We start from the raw sequence: 24,632 nt of genomic DNA on the forward strand, positions 1-24,632 counted from the left end.
CCGCGTCCGATGGCTACCCGCCGAAAGTGGATTGCGCTGTATCTGAAAGGCGTCGCGATGGGCAGCGCCGACGCGGTGCCCGGCGTCTCCGGCGGGACAATTGCGCTCGTCGTCGGTATCTACGAGCGGCTGATCGCGGCAGTCACCGCGATCGACCCCACGCGGCTCCGGCGGATCCTCGCAGGCGTCCGCCCTGGCAACAGCCCGGACGCGCGCGCCGCGTTTCACGAGATCGACGGCGCGTTCCTCCTCATGCTTGGCGCGGGGATCGCCACCGCGGTTGTCGCCGTGTTGAGCGTGGTCAACCACCTGCTCACGACACAGCCGGTGGCGACGTACGGCTTCTTCTTCGGGCTGATCGCGGCCTCGGCGGCAGTGCTTCTGGACGGCGTCGCGCTCGACACGCCGCGTCGACAGGGAGCCGCGATCGCAGGGTTCACAGTCGCCTTCCTCGCGTCGGGGTACGCGTCGACCGCACTCGACAGCTCGCTGCCGGTTGTGTTCGTCGCGGGCGCGGTCGCGGTGAGCGCGATGATCCTCCCCGGTGTCTCGGGCTCGCTCCTACTGGTCGTGCTCGGCCAGTACGAGCACATGTCCGGCGCGGTAAGCCGGGTGATCGGCGGAGTCGTGTCGCTCGCGCGCGGCGAGGGGGCTGCCGGCCTCACCGAGGTCGTCCCGACGATCGCAACGTTCCTCTTCGGCGGCATCGTCGGGCTGTTCACGATCGCACACGCGATCCGATACGCACTCGATCGCGCGCGCGCCGCGACGCTGGCGTTCCTCGTCAGCCTGATTGTCGGTGCGCTCCGCGCCCCCCTCGTCGAGGTGTCGATCCGGCTGGCCGAGAGCGGCGAGCCGTGGCGGGCAGCGACCCCGCGGTTCGCGCTCGCGGCGGTCGGCGGCGCCGCGGTCGTACTCGTTCTTGATCGCTACTCCGCGGCGATCGAGTACTGACGCGAGCAACGGTGTCTGAGGTGCTCTCGCACCCAGGATATGTTGCCGTTAGTCCGTTTTCCCCTCTCCGACGGCCGAAACATCTAACTCATTATTCAGATAATAATTATCGCAATAATGATCTTCTACGACAGGCAAGACTAGCTCGCCGCGCTCGATTCAGCATTCGAGAAGTGCCTGTGACGGCGTCCGCCAAACAGTCGAAGCGATCGCGGTACGGTGTCGCCGACGAGTTCTTGCGCTTTTGGTTCCGGTTCGTCGAACCGAACCGTTCCGGCATTCAGGAGGTTCCCGGCGTGGTGTACGAGGGGACGATCGAACCGGCGCTACCGGATCACGTCTCCCGAACCTTCGAGCACGTCTGTCGCGAGGCGGTCTGGACATCGATTCGTCGCGGCGGTCTCGATCCGTACTCCGAAGTCGGGCGATGGTGGTACGGCGAAGACGAGATCGACATCGTCGGGCTGGATCCGGCCGACGACCGGATCCTCCTCGCGGAGTGCAAATGGACCGACGAGCCCGTAGGGCACGCGCTCGTCGAGTCGCTTCGCGCGACGGCGGAGCGGGTTCGCTGGGGCCCGCCCGATCGAACCGAGCGGTTCGCGCTCTTCTCGAAGAGCGGATTCACCGACGGGCTCGAAGCCGAACTCGGCGACGACTGGTCGCTGTTCGGCTCCGACGACATCGCGTCGCTATTGACTGGATGATCCACTCTCGAGCCATGACCTCTTCACAAATCCCCCCAGTCGTTCGCATGTCGCCAAGGTCGTAGCTGCCCTCCGAATCACTCAAGCAGTTCGCGGACACTCCTGTCGGATATGGGCCACAGCGATGAGGAACTGCTCGCAGACATTCGCGCCGTCGCGGATGTCGTCGATCGGACGCCCTCTATCCAGGATTATCGCACTCATGGTACGCATAGTGTGATGACATTCTTTCGACGATTTGGCTCGTGGCAGGAGGCAGTCGCTCGCGCAGGGTTTGAGCCGCGGGATCAAAAGACGGAACTCACCACCAAGGAGCTCATTGACGCGCTACACACGTTGGCTGCCGAGCTGGGTGAATCACCCACAACCACCCAGATGAACGAACGTGGGAGCCACTGGTCGAAGGTGTACCGTGACCGATTCGGCTCGTGGGATGACGCACTCGATGCCGCCGGTCTCGAGCCTATTGATCCCGGAGCCAACCGTCGTGTGTCCGACGACAAGTTGCTCGCTGCACTCGAGCGGCTCGCAGAGAAGCAGGGTGACACACCAACAATGGCCGACATGGCTGCAAAGGGTGGGTACAGCCCAACCACGTATCAGCGGCACTTTGGCTCGTGGAACGCAGCACTCGACGCGGCCGATCTCGACTCTGAGTGACCGGGTACCGTCTCGGGGTTATATTGATTCGAGGAGAATACCTGCGGCTTTAGCCGCAGGATGAATCCGACAACGGGCGAAGGAATCCACCGACGATAACATAGTTTGAGTTTTCAATACATATGTTCAAGTGCCAATAATCGCTATACTGTAGTAGGGTCAGGTCAGAACGGAGCGGATTCCGACGACCTTCGGAGGCGGCCTGTCCGCCCGCTGTAACGAGGTAGTATCCTAAACGCCGACGTGGTGAACGCGAACCTTCGAAGGGTTTACCTCTGTGCCCGTCAGCTTAAGCAAGCCCGACGATACCTCCGAATCCGTCGAAGTCTGCCGGACTTCCCGTGGCAAAAACAACACGGAAAGTCCGAACACGATGGAGGATAGGAGTAACAGCCGCTTGGCACGGCGAGACAGCCACCGACCACGACGACTGGGTTAAACGGGTTCCTGTGAAGTGGCGGCGTCCGTGGTTGCGAACCTGAAACTCCCACCGCTCGGGGTTCCTCCACGTTTACGCGGAGGGGATGTCAACTTTCTGTGAGGAGGTTGAGGACAGAAATACTATTTAAAGATAGAATTATATGTACTATTTTATCTGTATATTTATTATGATTGGGCTGCTGAAGTCACATCTTGCTATGGTGGACTCAAAGCACGACCGCGGCGACGAGACAGAGACGACTCCTGTGGATCACTTCAGGAAGAAACTGTCCGCAAGCGGGAGTGGCGCGGGTGTCTCACTTCACTTTGACGCCGACTTCGCGACAACGTATCATCTTGACCCTGACACAGTGGTTGATGTCCAGGTTGTGGACGAGAACGGGGATGTCGCACTCAAGATCGAGAACATCCCTGCTGGGTTCTCCTATGAGGATCTCACCGCATTTGCTGATCGACAGGGGTGGAAGCCGATCGACGACTTCGCGAATGAAGAACCGGACGAATGGCATCTCACGTACCGGAACAGCAATGAAAGTGTCCGCATCGACATCGACTCCGAATCGCAGATCAACGGACGCATCGTGAACAACGTCGTGATCGAAGGTGATCCGGTCACGGTGACTAGAGACATGGAACTGTACAGGCGGCTGTGCGCAGCCGCGAGTCGATACACAGATCTCCGTGTCCAGGTGAGCGACTCAAAGGGACTCTGGCAGAACTTCCGTCGATCGTCTAACCACGATACTGACGATGTTCCGAGCGAAGAGACACTCAACCAGCTCTGTATCGCTGCCGAGGAGGTCACGGCACAGCTTGTCTGTCAGCGGACATCACTGAAGACGACGCTCAGCGAGATTGAGGCGATCGTCTCCGAGATCGAAATGGCGTCCAACGGACTTGATGACCACCAACAACAGCAGAACAGCAGGTACAGTCCCAAAGGAGCCAATTAAACGGTATCTCGAACGAACAGAACACGTCTGAGTGTCGGCTTCACCTCGGGTCAAGCCCAAGACACTCGCCTTGCGTATCTGTAGAGTCCTCGTACAGCATGTCTGAGAAGAGTCCATCCGGGCAAAAGCCCAGATAGATCCCATCTATGCGACGCCGGGGACAGCAGCCCAGAGTCGCGGTAACCTCCCCTGTCCGATGCGAACCAGGCACGGAGTCCGATCAGGGGAGGCAAGTGAGACGCGGATGTGGCAACGGATGGTGGTCCGCTCTCAACGGGGCGAATAGCCCCGTATTGACGGATGAAATCGAAGACTGAATAAATTGTGATTTCTCCGCAGGTGATCTGGCTTTGATACACACAGTTTCTCCGAAGACCCGTTCGTTGAGCGTATCGGGCCTGAGAGCCGACATCAAGCCAACCGATGACGCCTCGCTAGTCCATCAACCGGATGTCTGATTCATAGCGAAATGAGTCTACACACTGCTGACAGAGATGGAGATCCATCTCTATTGATTCTGTATCCCTCTCAAACTCGAGAGAATATTCTGTGGCAGAAGGCTTTCCGCAGTTCGTACATCTCGTCATTTCTATATCTCGTATTGGTTAGTATATCATCATTACGCGACGGTAGCTATCATGTGTCAACCACCATCCACCACCGAACCAACGGCACCAGCGGCAGGAATCATGCTGTTGGTCACGCTATTCCGGCTCAATACCTTGGACGCACAGTCTACCGACACGGTCAATCCACATTACTCTCGACCAGGCAGTGATCATCGACTTGGCGCTCGTAGTTTTCGTGCTGTTCGTCTCCCACCGTCTGTTGGGCAGGTAGCCTGACTGCTGACGAGATCGGCACGTGGTCGCCCCCGGTCGTCGCTCGCCTCGCCAACGTGGATCTCGATAAGCAGTGACATCGTCGATGAACACACCGCTATCGATGTGTCGAGCGCGATCAACCCGCTCCCCGAGAAGACCGAACTGCCGCTGCAGGCGTAGGAGTTCGTCGGCGTGATCGACGCGCCACCCGCCGTCGTTCGCGAAGAGCTTCGTGGAATGGAGCGCGCCTTGCTTAACTCACTCGCTGGCACCCAGTACAAGGTTCGCGACGGTGAGCGTGTGTCCAAGGGCGGTTCGTACGCCTTGCGTCCTGAGGGTATTTCGGTGGCTCACAGGCTCACGATCGACTCACGCCACTCTCGAGCGACGTGAAGACGGCACTATAGGCGCATTGGAGCGGAACGCGTTGCGACACTCGTTCGGCACTACCGTGCTTTAGATGGGATGTGGAGCGAGGTATTCAGGCGATCGCGTCGCTGTTCACGAGCGACGACCAATTCGGTCCCTTGGATGTCGCGATCGACGTTGGCGAAATCGACAACCTCCATCGGTTGCGTGCCAAGCTCGGATATATCCTAATTCACCGTGAGATGAACACGGAGGGTGCGTACTGGGTAGCAACGTACAAGAACTATTTCGGATTATGGACGGACGCGCGCGTGGCCTCGACAATATCGAGGGACCATACGATCTCTATCTGTGGCGCGCAAGCGGTCGAAGTCCTGTCACGTCTGGGGCTCATACTGGGCGTTCCCGACAACACACTGATGAAGCACTCATTGAGGAACTCCATCGGCTTGCAGCAAATCACGATCCGCGCACATGCGGGGTATCAACGAGACCGTGGGTCGAGGCACTAGAGGCGGCCGAGTTCGATCAACAGCAGTCGAACCGTGTCAGCCCTGACGATCTCCTCGCGAATCTGCATCGCCTTCGCGACACAGCTGACCGCGACCGGTGCCGTCGAGAGGGCACCCACGCTATCGCGACATCTTAGCGGCGCTTCAACTTGTGGGACGAGGCGGCTACGGCGCCCTTCGACGTGGACACAGACGCGAAACCATCGGTAGGGAGTCGATCACAGTGGGGACGCAGACGATCGGGCAGGCCCCTACCCTGAAAATCAGTACCCGATCGCCTGAGAGGGTCCGAACCCATACTGTGAAAGGGGATGGGCGCACGTAGATGTTCCGGTCGACGCGTGCCGATGTGACTAATTCTCCGCATCATGAGTGTGTGTAGCAGGAACTATCGATTTTGAAAACGGGCGTCAGACGCTCGCTACTGGCTGTGTGTTGCGTTCACACACCCATGTGGGGCACACAAAGCATTTATACTCGACGCCGGAAGTAACGAGCGCAGTACCCCTACCGATCCGAATGCGACAAAAAGTTAGTAATCCGATCCAAGTCCGGTCGCACCCTCGATGCAGTGTTGGTCGATGACGAACGGGCGAGTAAGGTGAGGACAAAGCACGCTGTCGCAGTGCAGAAACACAACACACAATGACAAACGACAATAATACACGCAAGAAGGTCAACGCGGTCTTCTTCGCGGCAGTTATGGTCGTATCCATGGTTGCGGTCGGCTTTGCGGCCGCACCTGCAGCCGCAGTTGATGACCCTCTTGTGGTCAACAACTTCTCGCCCACTGATGTGAGCGAGGATACGACTGAACAGCACATTTTGAACGTAACGGCAGAAAACGTTGCATCGGGTGGTACGCATGAATACACTGTTAGCCTCCCTGAGGGAGTTACTTTCAACACCTCTGGCAACAACGGTGTAGATAACGTTGAATATCTAAACGAATCTGGTGATACCGTTAACGTCGAGGAGAGAATCTCCAACGCAAATAGTGGCCAAGACCTGATCATTGGTACGGATACCAGTGGTTCGGATGTCACCGACCTCACAATCAATGCTACAGTTTCTGTTGACTACCCGAACGTCAACCAGGAAACTTCTGCACCGATCACAGCAACCTTCGACGATGCTACGGATAGCAGCGCTGGTAGTGTTGAAACTGCGGATATAGTCATCTCCAATGATGACGGTAGCCAAGACTCGCGTCCGAACCCATCCAACCCACCGACGAAGAACGTTGACAGCGGAGCAACGGTCTATCAAGGTGAGGATGTGACCTTCGTTAACGCCCTCGCCGGCGAAGAGCAGCTTATCGGTGCGTCGGGCAATGCTGAGGGGCAGGTTCTCGAACCGAATGTCCGATCCGATCAGACTCCCGGTCGCTACACCATTAATGGGGACAGCTCCTCTGGTGCAGATGGTGTGACTGTTACCACAGCGAACATTAACGACGCTGAGATTCGTCTCAGCAACGGTGAAGACATTTCTGGGTCCACGGTCTCTACGGCAGACGCTGATGACCTTGACGTTTGGGCTCAGTATAACTTCGAAAATGCAGAGCCCCTTGCGGTGACGGTTGAAGATCCGTCCGGTACAGATATCACTGACGAGGTGACATCCGGTGGTGACACCATCACGTCGAGTGGAGACTCGGTCAACCTCGACATGAGCAATGAAGACTCTGGTGAATACACCGTTCTCCTCGAAGGCGACGACGACCTTGACAGTGCGACTGAGGAACTCACCTTCGAACTGACATCTGACACGGATGTCTCGATCAACCTCGCTGAAGACAGCGTCACCCGTGGTTCCAACGTTGACTTTACGGTCAGCGGTGGTACCTCCGGTGACTTCCACGCTGTCTCGATCGATCGCGAGGACTTCCGTAGTTCGTTCAACGCGTCGAACGACCCGCGTGTCTTCCGGAACACGGGCGACACCGACCGCGTTGGATTCACTGATGGTAGCAGCTTCGATGCAGATGCGAGTACGTTCTCTACCGGAGACGGTGAGGACGACATCACGCAGGCTGTCGCTGTCATCGAGATGGACGGCTCGCAGGGCGTCGGTTCGCTCCGCACGAGCAATCTTGACGACACGTCTATTGATGTCGAAGTCTACGAAAGTAATGTCGCTGATAACGCCGTCGACGGTGCTGAATCGACGGACGACGACTCGCTCGAAGTGACGGAAGGCGACATCACCATCGGTAACCCGGCTGGTGAGTACACTATCGGCTCCGAAGTCGACATCAATGGTACCGCGTCGAGCGCCGATGCAGTTGATGTCTACGTCCGGGACAACAACGACTGGGAACTGCTTGTTTCCAACATTGAAGTTGATTCCGATGATGAGTACGAAGACGAGGATGTTACGCTGAGTAACACCGGCAACCCCGGTGATTCGCTCCTCCGCCAGGCAGGCACCTACCGCTACGGTGTCGTTGACGCCAGCGAATCTGACAGCCAAAACACACTCACGACTACGGAGTTCAGCCGTGCGTCGAGCACGTCGCAGTCCCTCCGGACAGTCGAGGGTGATCTGTCAGCACAGATCGAAACGATCAACGGTCAAGTCAACTACGATGTTGACGATGCTGGCGATCTGACTGGTAACGCTGAGGGTCAGAGCAGCGTTGCGCTAGTCCTCGTTGACCGCCGTGGCAACGTTGCCGTAGAGGAAATCGATGTCGACAGTGACGGTACTATCGACGAAGAGGACTACAACATCCCGTCGCGTGCAGACAGTAATTCGCGGCTGGCTGAAGGTACGGTCACCGCGCACTTCATCTCACAGGGCCGCGACAACGCGGTCGGCAACGGTGAACTTCCTGCCGGTAACGACGCCGACATCAGTGGCCTCGTCAACTGGGTTGAAAACAACGTCAGCAGTTCCAATCTCAACGCCAACCAGGTCAGTGATCGGCTCGTCAGCGAGACGAGTGAGGATACGGCGAGTGACGACCTGATGGTCACGCAGACGTTCCGCTACGCGGAGAGCCAGACGACGATCAACTCGGTCTACCCCGAAGAGGCGCAGGCCGATGGCATCAACCCGGTTGCAACCGGTGAGACGATGGTCGTCGCCGGTTCGACCAATCTCCGCCCCGACGACAACTCGATCACTGTCGAGGTCCTGAACGAGAACGGCGAGTCTATTCAGATCTCGAGCACTGACGAGTGGGAGAACAACGGCCAGTGGACCGCCACGGTCGACACCTCCGACCTTGAGCCCGGGACGTACACTGTCGAATCCGACGACAGTACGAACACGGACCGCGCCGAGATCGAAATCGTCGAAGAGCGCGAAGAACCGTCTGACGGTGAAGACGGTGAAGACGGTACCGACGGTGAGGATGGTACCGACGGTGAGGATGGTACCGACGGTGAGGATGGTACCGACGGTGAGGATGGTACCGACGGTGAGGATGGTACCGACGGTGAGGACGGCTCCGATGGCGGTGACGACGGTGGCGACTCCGAAGACGGCACGCCCGGCTTCGGTGCGCTCGTCGCTCTCGTCGCGCTCATCGCGGCTGCGCTCCTCGCGACCCGCCGTAACAACTAACGATAGCTAACTACCGAACGGACGCTCCGTTCGGCTCACGCGGTTTGCGGTTCCATTTTTCCACGCTCGTCCCACACTCGTGAGCGCCGCAGCTCGGTCGCTTTGTGCGATATGGGGCAGCTCTTGGCGTGTAGCTCTGATTGTGCCGCAATCCTAACGATCAGAGAACCGTCAACTCCCATACAACACGCTGCCCAACAAACGGATAGGAGGGTGCGTATCCCAATCTGTCAATTGTGTAGTGTGATCACCAAGGAGAGCCTTCAAAACGTCCGATCCCGACACCGCCTCACAGAAAGTATTTACCCGCGACGACGGTAGCGTATCATGTCTATGCATACACGTCTCGCCCTCGTCGCGGCTGTCCTCCTCGTCGGACTCGGAGGGATCGCCGCGCCGATCGCCGCCCCCGCAGCGGCACAATCTGGGTCAGCAGTCGGTTTCAGCGACGCCCAGACAACGGTCACCCAGGGCGATGTCGCCACTATCGACCTCCAGTTGCGTAACACCGATCAGGCTACCCTCCGGATCAACTCAGCTAACCAAGAGTACCAAGCGGCACTCCGTGTCCGTGACGGTGACGGCGACGGTACTGTCTCCGTACGCGCGAACACCATCCGGGGAGGCACTATCGATGATTCCGACCGCTTTACTGCAGGGAGCGACGCAGACTCCGTTGAGCTCCTGACTGAGTCAGGTGTGTCTGACACTTCGACCGTCGCCGCGCTTGACCAGGGCCGCTACAACCTGATCGTCTCTACTGATGCGACGAGCGTTGCGGCGGTCCTCTCTGTCGACGAGCCAGAGGCAGGTGAGACCCATGCCAGCGTCATCGCTCCCAACACGCCCGCAATCGACTCGAAAACCGATCCGGCGACCAACACGAGTGAGATCGACACAGATGAGTCGACGGCCTCGACAAACACTGGGTCACCCCTGTCGGCTGCCCGTGGAGATCGCGTCCGGACACGCTTTGGTGTGAGTGGGATCGGTGGCCTCCTTGAATCGCCAGCGCCTGCGCGCAACCTCGTCTACGCCAGTGACAGTGCACCGACCGCAGAGTCGACGCATACGGTTCAGACTGTCCCGAATGAGACCGTCTCAATGCAGTCGTTGACCATCGATTACGGCGTCGACGACAATGTGCCGCCACGGGGCGTCCACCAGTTTTCCCAAAGCGACATCGATACCATCGGTGTTGATGAGACGGGCGATGGCTTCGTCGACCGCTCTGTCGGCATCGCGATTCAGAACATTCGGACAAGTACCGATGGGCGTATGACAATCACCTTCGACCGTCCAGTCACTGTCTCAAAGAACGACACGCTGCTCGCAGCCTACGAGATGCGCAATCCCGACACGACGGGTGCTGCAGATGTGAGTGTGACGCTTCACGGAGACCGATCGACCCACCGCGAGCGTGGCACCGTACTGTACGGACCTGCTGGCGATGGGACACTCGGCCACGGGGTCAACCTTCGCCCGCAGACGGCAAATGGTGATGTGCCGACTGCGCCGCTCGCGGCAGTTGACACCACGTACGATCCCGCAGCTGGCGGGCTCGTTGCAACCATGGATACGAACTCGTTCGCAACTGGTGAATACACGATGGACGTTACAGTCGGTGAGTCGGCTCCCTCGTCTGTGCCGCGTGTCTCGTTCAGCGAGTCGTTCGCGATCGTCGAGCCGGCCGCGGAGTTCACAGATCAGTCTGTGGGGGCTGATCCACAGTTCTCTGTGACTGCTGACACCAATCTTGCGCCGGGTGGGTCGGTTATCGTTCGCGTGAAAGCCGAAGAGCCCAACGGTGGGATTAGTCAGGTCCTCAACTGCGTAGCCACGGTTGAGTCTGATGGGTCTCTTGGGTGCGAGTTCGACCTCTCAAAGTCGGCGGATAACTTCGATATTGAAGTCTCCATACAGCGTGGTGGGTCCACTATTGTCGGTCCGACAGAATTCAACTGATCTGAATCGCTGTGGGGTTCAGTGGCCGATGTATTGGTCTTCCCACTCTACTCGGGCCTCGATCTCTCGAGTCGCGCGACGAGTAGTCGTGTACTCGTTGGTTCGTCGATCACGCTGGCCTTTCTCAACGAATCCTTTCTCGACAAGTGTATCGAGATTGGGATACAGCCGGCCATGGTGGATCTCTTTTTCGTAGTAGTCTTCGAGTTCATCCTTGATCGCGAGCCCGTGTGGATCCTCAAGTCCAGTGATTACATACAGGAGGTCGCGTTGAAAGCCGGTGAGATCGTACATCGCTTTGATTTCAGTTCACATTCATGAAATACTATCGATTTTAGGTATGTCTGTATAATATTCATGTCTGCTGTCGTCAATGGATTGCGTAGGAGTTGTCGACTTCACACCTGCCGTGAACGGTAGAATTCTCGCCTCGAAATAGGATGGGCCTTTCACCCCTCAATTCTGGTATAAATAGAGGACTCACTCGTTGAGGAAGGGGACTCCGCGCACCCGTTCAGTTGAACTGCAGAAACCCTGGCCCGAGCATCAGATGGATCATCGCAGTGAGTACAGCAGCGATAACAGCGATATATCCGACTGGATGCGATGGGAGGCTAACGAGTGATTCGGTTTCGCCTGTAGCGGCAGCCATATCGGGCCATCCCCGTGATACCAACAAAAAGATTAGGAAAATGACAAATGTTTAGAATTAACGGACAGTATAATATACGCGATCATCAACAACTATCTGAAATGTTGTCCCACATCTCCACACATTCATCACAAAGATACCCTGAAAATCCATCTACTTCGTACTTGGTAACTGTCGTATCCTCGTTACAGCGTTCACATTTCATAGGGGATCGATCGGTCTGTACACAAAATATCCTTTGCAGGCGTACAGCCTCCGTTCAATCCGAATCTGAACTGAGCCCCAGCCGTGTAAATACTAGTACTGCTACTATTGCTGTAACCATCCCAAATCCGGGGACCTCTGTGTTTGTTTCTCCAGCAGGTGCGTCGTCTGATTCCGATTCTTGGCCAGTCTCTGTGTTCGTTCGATCGGACTCTGTTCCGTCTTCATTCTCATCGTTGTTTTCGCCTGTGGAGCCAGCTGTTGCATTTGTGTCTTCATCAACCACAGACACGGTCTCATTCTCTGTACTCGTCGTTTCATTTGTGTCGGATTCCGTCTCGTTTACCGCGGTTTGGTCGCCATTTTCCGCACTGCTGCTCGAAGATCCGGACCCACTACTCGGATAGGTGGTAGGCTGGAACGTTTCGACAGCAGCCGCCAGTGTTTCTGTTGACTCAATCACGCTCCGCGGGGCTGGCTGATTGAGATAACTATTGTTCATGACTACATACTGATCCGCTGTGCCAGCAGTCGTGCTCGCGTACGGTTCTTCATCAAGAATCGGGGCCTCTGGATCTGTCACAAGAATCAATTCGGGATTCGCCTGGAGAATAACCTCTTGTGAGAGCTGTGGATACCCATCACCTTCTGAGGCCGCGACGTTGTTTGTGCCGCCGATCTCCATAATCTCGTTAATGAACGTCTCATCGGCTGCAACATATCCGTCACCAAGTGGATAGAGCGCGTCGATACGGTCCAGGTCGGCAGTCTGATTTGTGACCGCGTCAACACTCTCGTTCATCTCTGTTGTAACATTGGTCGCTGCCTCACAGTTGCCAGTGAGACGACCGGTACGATGTGTTTTTACCGCAATATCATCGACATCGGTAGCAGCTGGGAAATGATAGACAGTAAGGTTCTGTGCCCGGAGGTCTTCAACCTGATTCGCTGAAGCGTTTGGTGCCAGTACTAAATCCGGGTTTGTCGACACGACACGCTCAATATTCACGCCAAACTCAGCTGAGACATCTGTTTTGTTGTCAGTCCCGTTTAGGTACCCAGCAAACTGGGTCACACCAACAACTTGGTCTTGAGCACCGAGTTCCCAGAGTGTTTGGGCAGCAGACGGGTTTGTCGTCGTAATCCGATCTGGTCGTTCATCGAGTGTGATTGTTGTACCCGTTGCATCTGTCACTGTAAGCGGGAACGTACAGGTACCACTCTCATTTTCTGGTTCCTCTTCAGTGTCCTCTGGTTGGAGCTTTTCAACAGCGGTTGCCAGTGTTTCTGTTGACTCGATTACGCTCCGTGGAGCTGGTTGATTAAGGTAACTATTGTTCATAACAACATACTGGTTATCTGTGCCAGCACTCGTACTTGCGTACGGTTCTTCATCAAGGATCGACGCCTCTGGATCTGTCACAAGTATTAGTTCTGGATCTGCTTCGAGAATAACCTCATCAGAGAGTTGTGGATATCCATCGCCTTCTGACGCCGCAACATTGTTTGTACCACCGATCTGCATAATCTCGTTAATGAACGTTTCATCGGCGGCAACGTATCCGCCCCCAAGTGGATAGAGCGCGTCAATTCGGTTGTAATCGGCTGTCTTATCTATAACATTGTCAACACTCTCGTTCATCTCTGTGTTAACATCAGTAGCCGCTTCGCAGTTACCAATAAGACGGCCGGTGCGCTGTGTTTTCGTCGCAATATCATCAACATCAGTTGCGGCGGGGAAATGATAGACTGTGAGATTCTGTGCCCGCAGGTCTTCGACCTGAACGGCTGAGGCGTTCGGTGCCAACACGAGGTCCGGATCCGTACCAACTACCTTCTCAACACTAACGCCGAACTCAGCTGAGACATCTGTTTTATTCTCAGTTCCGTTTAGATACTCAGCAAACTGGGTCACACCAACGACCCGATCTTGAGCACCGAGTTCCCAGAGTGTTTGGGCAGCCGACGGATTTGTCGTTGTAATTCGGTCTGGTCGTTCATCGAGTGTGATAGTCGTCCCTGTTGCATCTGTCACATTAATCGGAAAATCACACGTGGTACTGTTTGTCGTCTGTGCTGGGTAATTGCTATCGGCAGACAGAACGTTATCCCCTGGTTGAACATCTTGATCTCCCTCTACGGGGGGCGCTCCAGCCCCTACGCCAGTAGCTCCGAGAAACGCCGTTAGGACAAGTATTGCGAGTACAACTGCTCGTAAACCGTGCATACGCACAGATAATAACTTATGTAAAATAAGATTGGCTATCACAATTTTACTTGTCTATTTTTAAGTGTAGAATCCTGTCGGTTACTGAGAATCAAGGAGAAAGCCCCGCGCTGAACAGTAGTTGCCGAATCAAATTTTGTTCGACGCTATCCAAGCCGTTGTGTTCAGAGATCTCGATATCGTGGCCATCGGCACCACATCAAGCGTAAACCGCGTGTGTGGCGCAACGATACAGAGCGTTGCGAAGCAAAACGCCTTGTTCGTGCCGAAATCAGGATACGTCGTTATTACGTGATCAGTCTCAGCAGAACCGTAGAACCGCCACTCGTGAAGATCGATGGCAACATCGACGAAGGCGGGAAGTCGGCGCTGGGATCGGAGGACTTCGAACACTTGCTGTCGGACGCCATCGAACTGGTCATCGATGGCATCCGTCGAGAGGTTTCGCAAGTGGTACAGCAGAGATTTAGCGAGCGGATTCCGAGTAGTAGACGTTACATCCACTTGCTCATCACTGTCAAGTTGGAGCGTTTTGCCGCCCGTGTTTGCGAACTCGTGATCGAAGGCAATACGAGAGAGGATTTCGACAAAATCCTCTCTCGTGTACTCTCCGCACGGTTTCACACCGAATTCTAAATGTGGATACAGCAGCGTTGAAGCGGCGCGACACGCTTGTTTCGCCTCAGCTGTTTGGACCATTTTTTGACCAACGAAGTCCAGCGTCAAGAGTCTCAGCTAGGTTCGGCAACTACTGTGAAGCGCGGGGAGGATGTCAAAGTAGCTGCCGACCCTAGCGATTGGTCTTTTGAGCCGCCTGTCTTGTTTCACGATTCCAACACAGTAGATATCACCATCGTTTAAGATTCCTGTGCGCCCAACTGTAGAAGGATGTCAACCCCGTTATCAAACAGGTTTTATTCGTTCAAGTGATGATATGGGTATATGAAATCTACACGAAAAGGACTCCGTGACGGTGACCTGTTCAAAGACACGTATGAGCGCCTCACCTGTGCCGACTGCGATCAGGTGTTAAAGACAAAGAACGATCCGGACAACGTATTCGACATCCGAACTTGTCCGGACTGTAGTACGGAGTACAAAGATCTCCCTTGACTACCCTCGAAGGGCATCTACTGGCGATTCGTTAGCGGCCTTCCACGCGGGATAGATCCCGGTTAGAGTGCTCGCGACAAGCGCAAACACGAACCCGCACAGCAGATATCTCGAACTCGACCATGCCAAGGCAAGTACGGGATCGCCAGATAAAAATAAGTCCTCACTTCTCGACGAGCATATTTGCCCTGACGTACTCCTCAAGAGTTTGCCGGGTCTGTTGCAGGAGACTGGCATCTTCAAGTGTGACACCACGCTCGAGTGCCCCGTATACTGCCGAATATATGAATTCAGCCGTCTGTTCTGGATCGATTTCACGAAACACCCCTCGTTCTATGCCGTTTTCAATAGCAGTTGTAAACTCCGAGAGTACGAACTCGTCGAATCGCTCAAATTGCTTGTGATAAGCATCAATGTGAGGTGCCTGTGACCGAAGCTCGAGGAGAGCTCGCTGGAATCGAAACTGGTTATTGTTCACTTGAGTCGGGAGCAACTGGTCAATGACTGCCATGAGATAGTCGTAAGGTCCCTCTTGGTCAAAATCCACTAATTGCTCTTCAAGCTGATCCAAAAGATGGCACAAGAGATCTTCAAACAGGTTTTCCTTGTCCTCGTAATGATAGTACAGTAACGACGTACTTTTATCGAACTCGTCGGTGATTCTGGAGATGCTAGTTGCTGGATAACCGTGTTTACAAAGGGCTTGATACGTTGCTTCCAGAATCGCTTCGTCGGTGTGTTCTGCCATCTCAGAATCACTTATTGTCAGGGTTTCAATGGCAAAAATCTCGTCGTTCACGTACTCGGTTGTTGGCTTTCTCTCACTGCGAAATTATCGACTCTAATATCTAGATCACTACAGCCAAGTGCTGACGGGAAATCTGAAGCGATATACAGCTTGATCGGACGCAGCGAGCGTCCCGATCCAGCGATCCACTCCATATGATCCTGGACACAGCAGTTTCGAACGTACCGCTCCGTATCGGAATCGGTGTTATCCTTTGTCTAGTACTCGTAGCCACTGGCGTCGGGACGGGAGCCGCGCAGGCGACGACAACCAACGTGACAGTTGATGGTGAGCCGCTCACCAATAGCGGGGAACGTATTGTCTTGGAAGATCCAACAGCGAACGTCAGCGTTGAATCATCCGATCCGATCGATCTGATCGAAATTCGTGTAAACGGTGAGATTCGTAACTCATATCGTCCCGACAACCGATCGTTTGAGCAGTCTGTCTCGCTTGCCCTCGATCCGAACGAGAATACTGTCGAGGTAATCGCGCGCGGAGACAGCGTTTCCACGTTCAAGACGACGCTGACGAAAAATACCGCTGCCCCACGGGTACGGTACACCTCACCGTTTTCTACAACCGTTCTGGGTGGGCCTGAAAATGAAACGAACGTCTCGAGTGGCCAGGTAACGCTCGCCGGAGATTTCCATACAGTCTCGGAGGTCGATCGAGTCCAGATTGAACGCACTCATATCGTCGAAACCGAAGATAAAAATGAAGACAACCAGACAGACCGTAAACTCTATCGTATCACCGATCCCGGTGACTCGTTTTCACAAGACCTGCTGCTGGGTAACGGGAAAAATGAAATTGTTGCCCGATACACTGACACAAACGGCCGGACAAACACAGACTCATTTGATCTCATCGTTGACGATGCGACCGATCCTAACATCACCCTCAACACTCCAGACAAGAGCTACACTGATTCGGTTCGCATCCGCGGAGAGATTCGGGATGAGACAAAGCTTGATCGAGTTGCGATTAACCGTACTAGCAACAACGCGTCACAGGTCCTGTTGACCAGCAGCGGCACTGAGCCGAACCGAGAGCGACTCTCTTACATGCCGTGTTGAACGCAAGACGGCGGCAACATCGGATTTTTGATATTCGATCTTCTACCGGTAGCAGCGCTTTAGCTGTAAATTCTCAGATCGGACGATTCGATTCGAGCGGAATTGTGCGGCGACCAAAGCATCAGTTTCACAAGATACCAAATAAAGCATGAGGTGGACGATGGCGATGCCTCTCTCGGATACATTCGGAGAAGGGGAGCAGGCGGCGAGCTCTAACTCGCCGCCTGCTCGAGGTTATGGACGATACACTTCCGTGTGAGCTCCCGGAACTGGCCGTGCCAGCTCCGGGAGCGGATCTCGTCGCCGTCGTCTTTTAGCATCGCAAACACGGTCTCACTCATTGACCGCTGGTTGTAGACATCATCGTCAATTCTGGCGTTGTGGGCTTTCTTGAGTGCATTTTGCTCGCAGTGTTTGATCACTGGCCGTGTAGACCTGTCACGGCAAGCTTCACGGAGATTACTCCACGAGTACATTTTGTCGGCCAGTAACGCTTGCAGGTCTTCGGCGTTCCGCCGAAAGACCTGCAGCCCGATATGGCCGTCATAGGCTTTCTTAGTCGTGAAATGAGCGTCCATGATAGCAAGAGAATCCGTGTCAACAAGCAGCGTCGTTTTCATCGCGTTGAACGAGTAACCGACCCGATTCCGGTAGTGTGAGCTGGCTTGGTCACGCTGAAAGCCGCTGGCGTCGATCGACGCGGTGCCTGAGAGCCCCGCCTGCTCCGCGGAGGCGCGGAGCAGGCGGCGCAGTTCTTTCATCGGGAATTCATCGTCCCAGACGCTGAAAGATGAGTAATCCGGCGATGAGTCAAGATCAAACACACCGAGAATTCCCGGCATCTCGTTGAGATAGTCTTCGAGCCTCCGAAGCGGCTTGTTGATCTCCTCTTTGAGCAGAAGGAGCGCGATTTTGGTGGACTTGGCGTACCCGTTGTCGCCGTCGGCGACAGCGGGTACGTCTGGTTGTTCAACATGGTTCGTGGCGAATTCGTGAAACGTCTGTGCGAGGGTCTTGAGACGTCCCATATCGCCAGACGGCGTCCAAATCCCGTGAAATCAGCGATACGATCCGCAGACGGCGTCGGCGTTCAACGGAGCACTCTTACACACTTGATACGGAAGTTAACCTGTACAATGATAACGACGACAACGAGTTCCGACTTGTTGCTGAGGACGCTGCTGGTAACGTCCAAGAACGGACATTCACTGTTGAGTACGATCCAACTCCACAAGTAACCCTATCAGAAAACACGACCAACACGACAACTGAGACCGTTCGTGTCGTCGGCAACGTTTCTGAAGCACAAATCAGTCGAGTAACGCTTGAGACGATCGACACACGGTCAGGTGAACGGCTTGATATCTCTCGTGTGTATGATGCCGGTCTAACGACGGCCACTGTTGAATTCGATCAGCAGCTTACAGCAGTTCCCGAAGAAACAGTTGTTAACATCCTGGTCGAATACGAGAATGGACAGTACACACATTCTATCACACCAGTTGTCAGCACACCACAAGAGTCTACTGCGGATGAGGAAGTGGCTGAAGGCAGTGACGAATCCACAGTAGACAACTCTACTGACGCTGATGAGGCCGAGTCAAGTAATGGAACCAACGGCGTGGTAAATGCAGCAGAACCGGGATCGGACGACGATGAGCCTACAGATGATGACGAGGGAGCCTCGCCAACGCTCATTCCGATCCGGACACGCGAGGCATTTGGTGGTGTCGTTATCGTCGGTACAATCTATATACTTGGACATTGGACGTGAGAGGAGTTCAGTCGTGGGTTGCTGACCTGTCTGTGTTCTCCTCGTATGTGAACAACCCAGCGACGATCGTTTGGATCAGCGCCTCTTCGATGGCTTCGTAGGTGCCATCGGGGACGACAGGTGTCTCACGCGCCTGCGTAACGAAGAGTACTGACCGGAAAAGCCCCCGTATTATGTCTGGATCATCGATCCGTACCACCTCGCTTTCCACCCACTTGTCCGGCTGTGGGAGAACCTGTCCGTACACTGCCGGCGATTCTGAGTAGTCGTCGATTAAGTCCTCGTCGGCGGCGGTACCGTCCAACTGTGACTCAATCCGTCGAATCTCACCGTCAACAAATAGCCGCTGGATCAGAGGGTTGGATCGCACCTCTCCAAACGTCGTCCGTAAGGTTACCTCCGCCTCTTCACGTGGTGTCTCCGCGTCGGCCACTGCTGCTTCAAGCGTTTCGAACAAGTGCTCACGCTCGGTGAGTAACACTGCGAGGTACAGCGCCTCTTTTGAGTCAAAGAACTGGTAAAACGTACTCGTTCCGATCCCCACCTCGTCTGTCACGTCACTTACGCGAGTGCGATCGAATCCGAACCGTGCAAAGCAGTCGTGACCCGCTTTGATCAGATCCGCCCGGATACGCTCACGATCCTCATCGGAAAAACGTGTCACGGCAACCACCAACACGCAAATCGTTCAAGCTCACTGCTTTTGCAATCGATCTGTGTCATATCCCCATCTCCGATTCCAAGAAAGAAAGGTTTATTGATTCGTGAACCAAGATTTGAGTGTGCAACGACTCATCCTCCTGTTATCGGTTCATCATTCTCCAGTTTGTCAGTCGACAGCGTCCTCGGAGGCACGGTGACCGATGCAGACTCGGACCATATCTGTCCTGCTAGTGAGCGTCCTGCTAGTCACGAGCGGCGTCGGCGTCGGTGCCGTCGGTGCAAGCGTGGCTGGCAGTGACGCAATGGGACCATCCGGTAGTAGCATGGGCGGAACGACACCTGCACAGACCAGCAACGTTGGTGGCTCACCCGATCTAGATGTGTATGCGGCGAACCCGAATTTGGTTCCCGGCCAGACGAATCAGGTCGAGTTGACGATTGCTAATGATGGGAACCTCCGGTTCGGTGATCCTTCCGTGGCCGAGACGGCGACCACTGCGCGTAACGTTCGCGTCGACGCCGAGGCCGACGGTCCGCTCTCAGTCGAATCTGGTAAAACCGCGATCGGTGGCGTGACCACAAATGCTCCGGGAGAGGTTCCCGTGAGCGTAAATGTCCCTAATAACATCGAACCTGGTACTTACTCACTCGATCTCGATCTTACCTACAGCTACTACTCGTCCGGTGATGATCGCACTGTGACCGTCTCTCGCGATATCGACCTTCGCGTCCGCGAGGACGCCCGGTTCCAAGTCGTCGACGTCGAGAGCGACACGCAGGTCGGCGACACTGGCACCGTTGAGGCGACAATCGAAAACGTCGGCGCCGAGTCGGCGCACAACGCGGATATCACTTTTGGCACACAGAGCCAGAGTGTCAGCGTGAGCGGTGGCGAATCCGACACGGTTCGCGTTGAGCAACTCGATCCCGGCGAGACCACTACCGTGGCCTACGATGTGGGTGTCGCTCCCGATCTCCCGGTTCAGCAGTACACGCTGGCGGGCTCCGTACAGTTTGAGGATCCTGACGGGATCGCACGCACCGATGAGGGGCTCTCGCTCGGCATCCTTCCGCTCGCCGAACAGGAGTTCACGATCACAGACGTAGACTCGACTCTCCGCGTCGGTGAAGACGGTGATCTGACCGGAACCGTCCGCAACGACGGGCCCGTACCGGCCCGCACCGTCGTGGTGCAATATGCCGGCGAGGATCAGAACGTACTCCCTGCCGAACGCTCGACCACTGTCGGTACGCTCGACCCTGATGAGCGTGCAAACTTCTCACTACCCATATCGATCAGCGGCGAAGCCGAAGCCGGTCTCCGATCGCTCGATATGGCAGTACAGTACCGGAACGCTGAGGGGGAAACCCGCGCTGATGAAAGCCTTGTCGTGACCGCTGAGGTTGCCTCGGAGCGCGACCGCTTCGGCGTTGAAGTCCAGAACAGGACTATTTCGGCTGGTGGCACTCGCACCGTCGATGTCACCGTGACAAACAACCTGAACGAGAGCATAAGCGATGTTGAGGCCAGACTGTTTGCCGACGACCCACTCGACACTGGTGACACCGACACGGGCTACGTCCAGTCGCTCGACCCCGGCGAGACCACGACGATGACCTTCGAGTTAACCACTACCGGCTCCGCAACTGCGGGGAGTACCTACCCCATCTCGCTGGACTTCCGATACGATGACGCTGACGGCGACAGCCAACTGACCGATACCTACCGCGTCCCGATTGATGTGACCGAAAGCGAGGACGACGGACTACCGCTTCCGATTATCATCGTCGCGCTCCTCGTCGTCGGGACAGGCGCACTCGTCGTCTACCGGAGGCGGCAGTAGCCGATGTCGCTCGGTGAGCAGATTGAGGTGTGGATACGGCGGCTCAACGACACCATCGTTGACCGTCCGCGGCGAGTGATCGTCGCGTTTCTCGTCCTCACCGCCGTGTTCACCGGTGGGATGGCTCTCGTCAGCACGGATACCGAAGCCACCGACTCGTTCACCGATGGCCTCGACGAACAGGAGGCACTCGACGCCGTCAACGAGGAGTTCGAAGATCCCTTCGAACCAGAAGGCGAATCGACACAGATCATCCACTCGGGTAGTAACGTCCTGACGAAGGAGGCGCTTGTTAGAGACCTCCGCGTCCTCGAGGAAGTAGAATCACGCGACGATCTACGCGTCGCCTCGGCGAACGGCCCAGCGACGGTCGTCGCGCAGCGGATCGACCCGTCGGCAACCACGGCGGCCGAACAGCGACGCGCAATCGAATCGACAAGCGCGACTCGGGTTCGACAGATCGTCCGTGAGCTGTCCGAGAATCCGCGGTTCTCCGGGGCGCTTGCAACAGACTTCAACCCGACGAGTGCGAGTGCGTCGGCGTCGATCACGGTGGTATCTCATGACGTGCCCGCTGGCTTCTCTGACGATGACCTCCAGCAGGTCCAGACAGAGATCCGTTCCATCGCGGCAGACCAGCCTGGCGAGATCACGGCGTTTGGAACTGGTGTGACCAACGCGGAGACAGCCAACGTCATCGGCGACTCGCTCACCATCGTGATGCCCGTCGTCGTGCTGTTGTTGCTGCTGTTCCTCGCCGTCGCCTACCGCGACCCGATCGACCTTTCGCTCGGACTGCTGTCGCTCTTGATGACCGTCATTTGGACGTTTGGATTCCTCGGATTCTCCGGGATACCGTTCAACCAACAGATGATATCAGTACCAGTGTTGCTGCTCGCAGTGGGGGTAGACTTCGGAATCCATATTATCAACCGCTATCGCGAGGAGGCCGTCGCGGGATACGAAGCGACAGAGGCGATGCGCGAGGCAAACAACCAGTTGATGATTGCCTTCGTCATTGTCACCGTGACCACCGTGTTCGGATTCGGCGCGAACGTCATCTCAGATCTCACGCCGATCCGAAACATGGGGATCGCCTCCGGGATCGGAATCATCTTTACCTTCCTGATCTTCGGGCTGTTCCTCCCCGCAGCGAAACTAGAGGTCGACAAACTGCGCGAAAAATACAACGTCCCTGAGTTCAATTCCGCGCCTATCTCTTCGGAAGACTCGGCAATCGGAAAAATCCTGACGTTCCCGGCGCAAGTTAGCAAGTATGCGCCGGTTGCGTTTATCATTGTGTTGCTCGTTACCGGTGGGATGGCCGCGGTGTACGGCAGCGGCGTCGACACCTCCTTCGAGACAGAGGACTTCCTCCCGCCAGAGGAACAGCCAGACTACGTGACAGGGTTACCCGAACCATTCGCACCAAGCGAGTACACTGTTACAGAGACAATTAACCTCCTCGAAGACCGCTTCTCGACCAACCAGGATCAGTCAGTGAAATTATACGTTGAAGGGAACTTCGAGGAGGGACACGCCTTGGCGGCCCTCGACGATCCGAACGACGATGCCTCCGGAGCGCTCGCCGTCGGTGACGGCGGGAGCGCGCAGCCGACAAGCATCGTGACCGTGATTCAGTCGCACGCCGAACAGGACCCCGAGTTCGCCGAGCTAGTCGCTCGCAACGACATCGACAATGACGGGATTCCCGACCGCAACCTCGATCGGATCTACGACGAACTGTTCGCGTCGTCAGCGGGAGAGCGCGCCGAACAGTACCTCACCCCGGACCGGCGGAGCGCGCAGGTCGACTACGCGATTGACTCCAGTGCCTCACAGTCCGAAGCCGCCGTGGACGCCCGAGCATTCGCAGAGGACTTCCGGTTTGAGACGACCGCGACCGGCCAGCTCGTCGTCTTCGACGCGGTGACAGATATCATCTTCGACTCGGCGATACAGGGGCTGATCATCGCAATGGGGCTAACGGGAATATTCCTCATCATTGCGTATGCCGTCTTAGAGGGGAAGCCGCTTCTCGGAATTGTGAACCTCTTCCCGATCCTGATCGCGATCGCATTCCTGCTCGGGACAATGCGATTCCTCGGCATGTCGCTGAACGCCCTAACGGCAACGATCCTCTCCATCTCGATCGGTCTCGGGATCGCGTACTCCGTTCACGCGACCCACCGGTTCATCGACGAGTTCAACGCAGGATCTGACGCTCAAGAGTCGATGATAATCACACTCTCCGGGACCGGTGGTGCCCTCCTCGGCAGTATGCTAACCACCTCGCTTGGGACTGGCGCGCTCGCACTCGCTATCACACCGGTTCTTGGTGACTTCGGCCTGTTGATGGCGATTAGTGTGGTGTATTCGTTCGTGTTTACCATCATTGCGTTACCCCCTGCCGTGCTGTTGTGGGAGCGATATCACACCACGTTGCTCTGGCTTCCGATACCCACACTTGGGTGAGATCGCCGGTCGCACCGCGCCTCAGCGGGGTTCGGCGCGGCGCACAGCGATCTCCAGATCGAATTCGTCTGGGTCTGTTGAGTTGTTCGCCTCTTCAGCGTCGTACCGTATTACCACGTCCTCAAAGGTTCGGGTTCCGCTGTCGAATGAGTCGAAAGTGTCCTCGGCGTACGTCCGGCCGACCGCTGTCCGGTCGTCGACCCGCGGTGGGTGATACGTTCGATCATCGTCTGGTGGTTCATAGTAGGCGTCGATACGGAGGTTAAGGGTGCCATATGTGTGCTCACCAGAGTTGCGAACGGTCACATCGGCGACGATCTGAGACAGGTATATCGATTCGATAATCCGCGAGATGTTCGTTGACTCGACCGTTATCCCGGCGGGATCGGGAGTTGCGTTCTCCTCATCAGACGCATTCGCGACCGCACCCGTATCGTCAGTCTGTGCTGCAGTCTCTTCATTCCCCGCCACGCTTTCCGTCGTCGGAGCGTCGTCGGTTCCCCCGCTTTCTGGTGTCGTTCCCTCCTCGACTGCCTGTCCAGTATCGTCTGTCGCATCCGAATCAGCCTCAATGAGACAGCCAGCGAGCGCGAGAGGGACAGCAGCTGCGAGGAGCCACCGCCGTGAGCGTTGGCGAGTCATACGTATCTTTCAACACGGGCCAAATTAAAACCTGAGTCCGGTCAACAGCCTCGGGGTCAAGCCCCGTGGTATCCGCCTTGTTGATCTGTGAACTGGCGGTGTTCAGATCCGGATCGAAAGATGAGATTGAACAGACGAAAGCTCGCCAGGGCTACGACACGGTTGCGTCGCCCGACGTGATCTGCCAGGTCGTCCCGTAAGATTGGTTTCGATC

Annotated in this window: 19 protein-coding genes and 1 pseudogene; 11 read left to right on the forward strand and 9 right to left on the reverse strand. The window is 56.0% G+C overall.

From position 1 onward, the window contains the following. Positions 1-9 precede the first annotated feature (9 nt). The 4 genes from JIN95_RS10530 to JIN95_RS10545 all read left to right on the forward strand — a co-directional run bounded on the left by JIN95_RS10530 (position 10) and on the right by JIN95_RS10545 (position 3,715). Positions 10-954 carry a DUF368 domain-containing protein gene (locus JIN95_RS10530; RefSeq protein WP_200531427.1) on the forward strand — a complete coding sequence of 315 codons (945 nt, stop codon included), beginning with the start codon at positions 10-12 and terminating at the stop codon, positions 952-954. A 179-nt stretch (positions 955-1,133) separates the two neighbouring features. Continuing rightward, the gene (locus JIN95_RS10535) at positions 1,134-1,661 is read left to right on the forward strand and encodes a DUF234 domain-containing protein (RefSeq protein WP_321169258.1); all 528 of its coding nucleotides are present in this window, start codon (positions 1,134-1,136) and stop codon (positions 1,659-1,661) included. A gap of 111 nt (positions 1,662-1,772) precedes the next feature. Further along, positions 1,773-2,321, forward strand: a complete 549-nt coding sequence (locus JIN95_RS10540) for a hypothetical protein (protein ID WP_200531428.1) — start codon at positions 1,773-1,775, stop codon at positions 2,319-2,321. 608 nt (positions 2,322-2,929) lie between these two features. Further along, complete coding sequence (locus JIN95_RS10545; RefSeq protein ID WP_200531429.1) at positions 2,930-3,715, forward strand: hypothetical protein; 786 nt, start codon at positions 2,930-2,932, stop codon at positions 3,713-3,715. 1,701 nt (positions 3,716-5,416) lie between these two features. Here the strand turns inward: JIN95_RS10545 and JIN95_RS16410 are convergent. Continuing rightward, complete coding sequence (locus JIN95_RS16410) at positions 5,417-5,539, reverse strand: hypothetical protein (RefSeq protein ID WP_255521264.1); 123 nt, start codon at positions 5,537-5,539, stop codon at positions 5,417-5,419. Between the two features lie 526 nt (positions 5,540-6,065). On the opposite strand from JIN95_RS16410, the gene csg reads away from it, so the two are divergent. Beyond that, complete coding sequence (csg, locus tag JIN95_RS10550) at positions 6,066-8,993, forward strand: HVO_2072 family ArtA-dependent S-layer glycoprotein (RefSeq protein WP_200531430.1); 2,928 nt, start codon at positions 6,066-6,068, stop codon at positions 8,991-8,993. A 333-nt stretch (positions 8,994-9,326) separates the two neighbouring features. Further along, positions 9,327-10,958 carry a hypothetical protein gene (locus tag JIN95_RS10555; protein ID WP_234699199.1) on the forward strand — a complete coding sequence of 544 codons (1,632 nt, stop codon included), beginning with the start codon at positions 9,327-9,329 and terminating at the stop codon, positions 10,956-10,958. A gap of 18 nt (positions 10,959-10,976) precedes the next feature. On the opposite strand, the gene JIN95_RS10560 is transcribed toward JIN95_RS10555, so the two are convergent. The 3 genes from JIN95_RS10560 to JIN95_RS10570 all read right to left on the reverse strand — a co-directional run bounded on the left by JIN95_RS10560 (position 10,977) and on the right by JIN95_RS10570 (position 14,740). Further along, the gene (locus tag JIN95_RS10560) at positions 10,977-11,252 is read right to left on the reverse strand and encodes a helix-turn-helix transcriptional regulator (protein WP_200531431.1); all 276 of its coding nucleotides are present in this window, start codon (positions 11,250-11,252) and stop codon (positions 10,977-10,979) included. A gap of 617 nt (positions 11,253-11,869) precedes the next feature. Continuing rightward, on the reverse strand, positions 11,870-14,041 hold the full coding sequence (locus tag JIN95_RS16415; RefSeq protein ID WP_200531432.1) for a PGF-CTERM-anchored ABC transporter substrate-binding protein: 2,172 nt from the start codon (positions 14,039-14,041) through the stop codon (positions 11,870-11,872). A 129-nt stretch (positions 14,042-14,170) separates the two neighbouring features. Then, positions 14,171-14,740, reverse strand: coding sequence for a hypothetical protein (locus tag JIN95_RS10570; protein ID WP_234699200.1), 570 nt, complete (start codon positions 14,738-14,740; stop codon positions 14,171-14,173). 243 nt (positions 14,741-14,983) lie between these two features. Here JIN95_RS10570 and JIN95_RS16455 point away from each other — a divergent pair, with 243 nt between their 5' ends. Next, positions 14,984-15,154: an HVO_0758 family zinc finger protein gene (locus JIN95_RS16455; protein WP_303645736.1), complete on the forward strand. Its 171-nt coding sequence runs from the start codon at positions 14,984-14,986 to the stop codon at positions 15,152-15,154. Here JIN95_RS16455 and JIN95_RS16335 read toward each other — a convergent pair. Beyond that, positions 15,155-15,307 (reverse strand): annotated as a pseudogene (locus JIN95_RS16335) (ABC transporter permease); the annotation flags it as partial. A gap of 10 nt (positions 15,308-15,317) precedes the next feature. Then, positions 15,318-15,953: a TetR/AcrR family transcriptional regulator gene (locus tag JIN95_RS10575; protein WP_198951497.1), complete on the reverse strand. Its 636-nt coding sequence runs from the start codon at positions 15,951-15,953 to the stop codon at positions 15,318-15,320. Between the two features lie 263 nt (positions 15,954-16,216). Between JIN95_RS10575 and JIN95_RS10580 the strand changes: the two genes are divergently transcribed. Next, the gene (locus JIN95_RS10580) at positions 16,217-17,020 is read left to right on the forward strand and encodes a hypothetical protein (RefSeq protein ID WP_200531433.1); all 804 of its coding nucleotides are present in this window, start codon (positions 16,217-16,219) and stop codon (positions 17,018-17,020) included. A 212-nt stretch (positions 17,021-17,232) separates the two neighbouring features. Here JIN95_RS10580 and JIN95_RS10585 read toward each other — a convergent pair whose 3' ends face one another. Then, positions 17,233-18,048: an IS5 family transposase gene (locus JIN95_RS10585; protein WP_200530319.1), complete on the reverse strand. Its 816-nt coding sequence runs from the start codon at positions 18,046-18,048 to the stop codon at positions 17,233-17,235. A gap of 344 nt (positions 18,049-18,392) precedes the next feature. Here JIN95_RS10585 and JIN95_RS10590 point away from each other — a divergent pair, with 344 nt between their 5' ends. Continuing rightward, positions 18,393-18,794, forward strand: a complete 402-nt coding sequence (locus JIN95_RS10590) for a hypothetical protein (protein WP_200531434.1) — start codon at positions 18,393-18,395, stop codon at positions 18,792-18,794. Positions 18,795-18,801: 7 nt separating this feature from the next. Here JIN95_RS10590 and JIN95_RS10595 read toward each other — a convergent pair whose 3' ends face one another. Continuing rightward, entirely contained in the window at positions 18,802-19,473 is a 672-nt protein-coding gene (locus tag JIN95_RS10595) for a TetR/AcrR family transcriptional regulator (RefSeq protein ID WP_321169259.1), read from the reverse strand. A gap of 214 nt (positions 19,474-19,687) precedes the next feature. Between JIN95_RS10595 and JIN95_RS10600 the strand changes: the two genes are divergently transcribed. After that, entirely contained in the window at positions 19,688-21,301 is a 1,614-nt protein-coding gene (locus JIN95_RS10600; RefSeq protein WP_321169260.1) for a CARDB domain-containing protein, read from the forward strand. A gap of 3 nt (positions 21,302-21,304) precedes the next feature. After that, a complete protein-coding gene (locus tag JIN95_RS10605) occupies positions 21,305-23,776 on the forward strand; it encodes an MMPL family transporter (protein WP_095636200.1) in 2,472 nt (823 codons plus the stop codon). Between the two features lie 21 nt (positions 23,777-23,797). On the opposite strand, the gene JIN95_RS10610 is transcribed toward JIN95_RS10605, so the two are convergent. Continuing rightward, on the reverse strand, positions 23,798-24,418 hold the full coding sequence (locus tag JIN95_RS10610) for a hypothetical protein (RefSeq protein ID WP_200531435.1): 621 nt from the start codon (positions 24,416-24,418) through the stop codon (positions 23,798-23,800). Positions 24,419-24,632 lie beyond the last annotated feature (214 nt).

It is taken from the genome of Halorubrum sp. LN27, assembly GCF_016635065.1.
GTDB lineage: Archaea > Halobacteriota > Halobacteria > Halobacteriales > Haloferacaceae > Halorubrum > Halorubrum salipaludis.

What these genes read in the sequence shown, in the direction of transcription:
- JIN95_RS10530 (WP_200531427.1), top strand. Translation starts at nt 10, where the DNA reads ATGGCTACCCGCCGAAAGTGGATTGCGCTGTATCTGAAAGGCGTCGCG.
- csg (WP_200531430.1), top strand. Translation starts at nt 6,066, where the DNA reads ATGACAAACGACAATAATACACGCAAGAAGGTCAACGCGGTCTTCTTC.
- JIN95_RS10605 (WP_095636200.1), top strand. Translation starts at nt 21,305, where the DNA reads ATGTCGCTCGGTGAGCAGATTGAGGTGTGGATACGGCGGCTCAACGAC.
- JIN95_RS16455 (WP_303645736.1), top strand. Translation starts at nt 14,984, where the DNA reads ATGAAATCTACACGAAAAGGACTCCGTGACGGTGACCTGTTCAAAGAC.
- JIN95_RS10570 (WP_234699200.1), bottom strand. Translation starts at nt 14,740, where the DNA reads ATGGTCCAAACAGCTGAGGCGAAACAAGCGTGTCGCGCCGCTTCAACG.
- JIN95_RS10585 (WP_200530319.1), bottom strand. Translation starts at nt 18,048, where the DNA reads ATGGGACGTCTCAAGACCCTCGCACAGACGTTTCACGAATTCGCCACG.
- JIN95_RS10555 (WP_234699199.1), top strand. Translation starts at nt 9,327, where the DNA reads ATGCATACACGTCTCGCCCTCGTCGCGGCTGTCCTCCTCGTCGGACTC.
- JIN95_RS10540 (WP_200531428.1), top strand. Translation starts at nt 1,773, where the DNA reads ATGGGCCACAGCGATGAGGAACTGCTCGCAGACATTCGCGCCGTCGCG.
- JIN95_RS10560 (WP_200531431.1), bottom strand. Translation starts at nt 11,252, where the DNA reads ATGTACGATCTCACCGGCTTTCAACGCGACCTCCTGTATGTAATCACT.
- JIN95_RS16415 (WP_200531432.1), bottom strand. Translation starts at nt 14,041, where the DNA reads ATGCACGGTTTACGAGCAGTTGTACTCGCAATACTTGTCCTAACGGCG.
- JIN95_RS10545 (WP_200531429.1), top strand. Translation starts at nt 2,930, where the DNA reads ATGATTGGGCTGCTGAAGTCACATCTTGCTATGGTGGACTCAAAGCAC.
- JIN95_RS10610 (WP_200531435.1), bottom strand. Translation starts at nt 24,418, where the DNA reads ATGACTCGCCAACGCTCACGGCGGTGGCTCCTCGCAGCTGCTGTCCCT.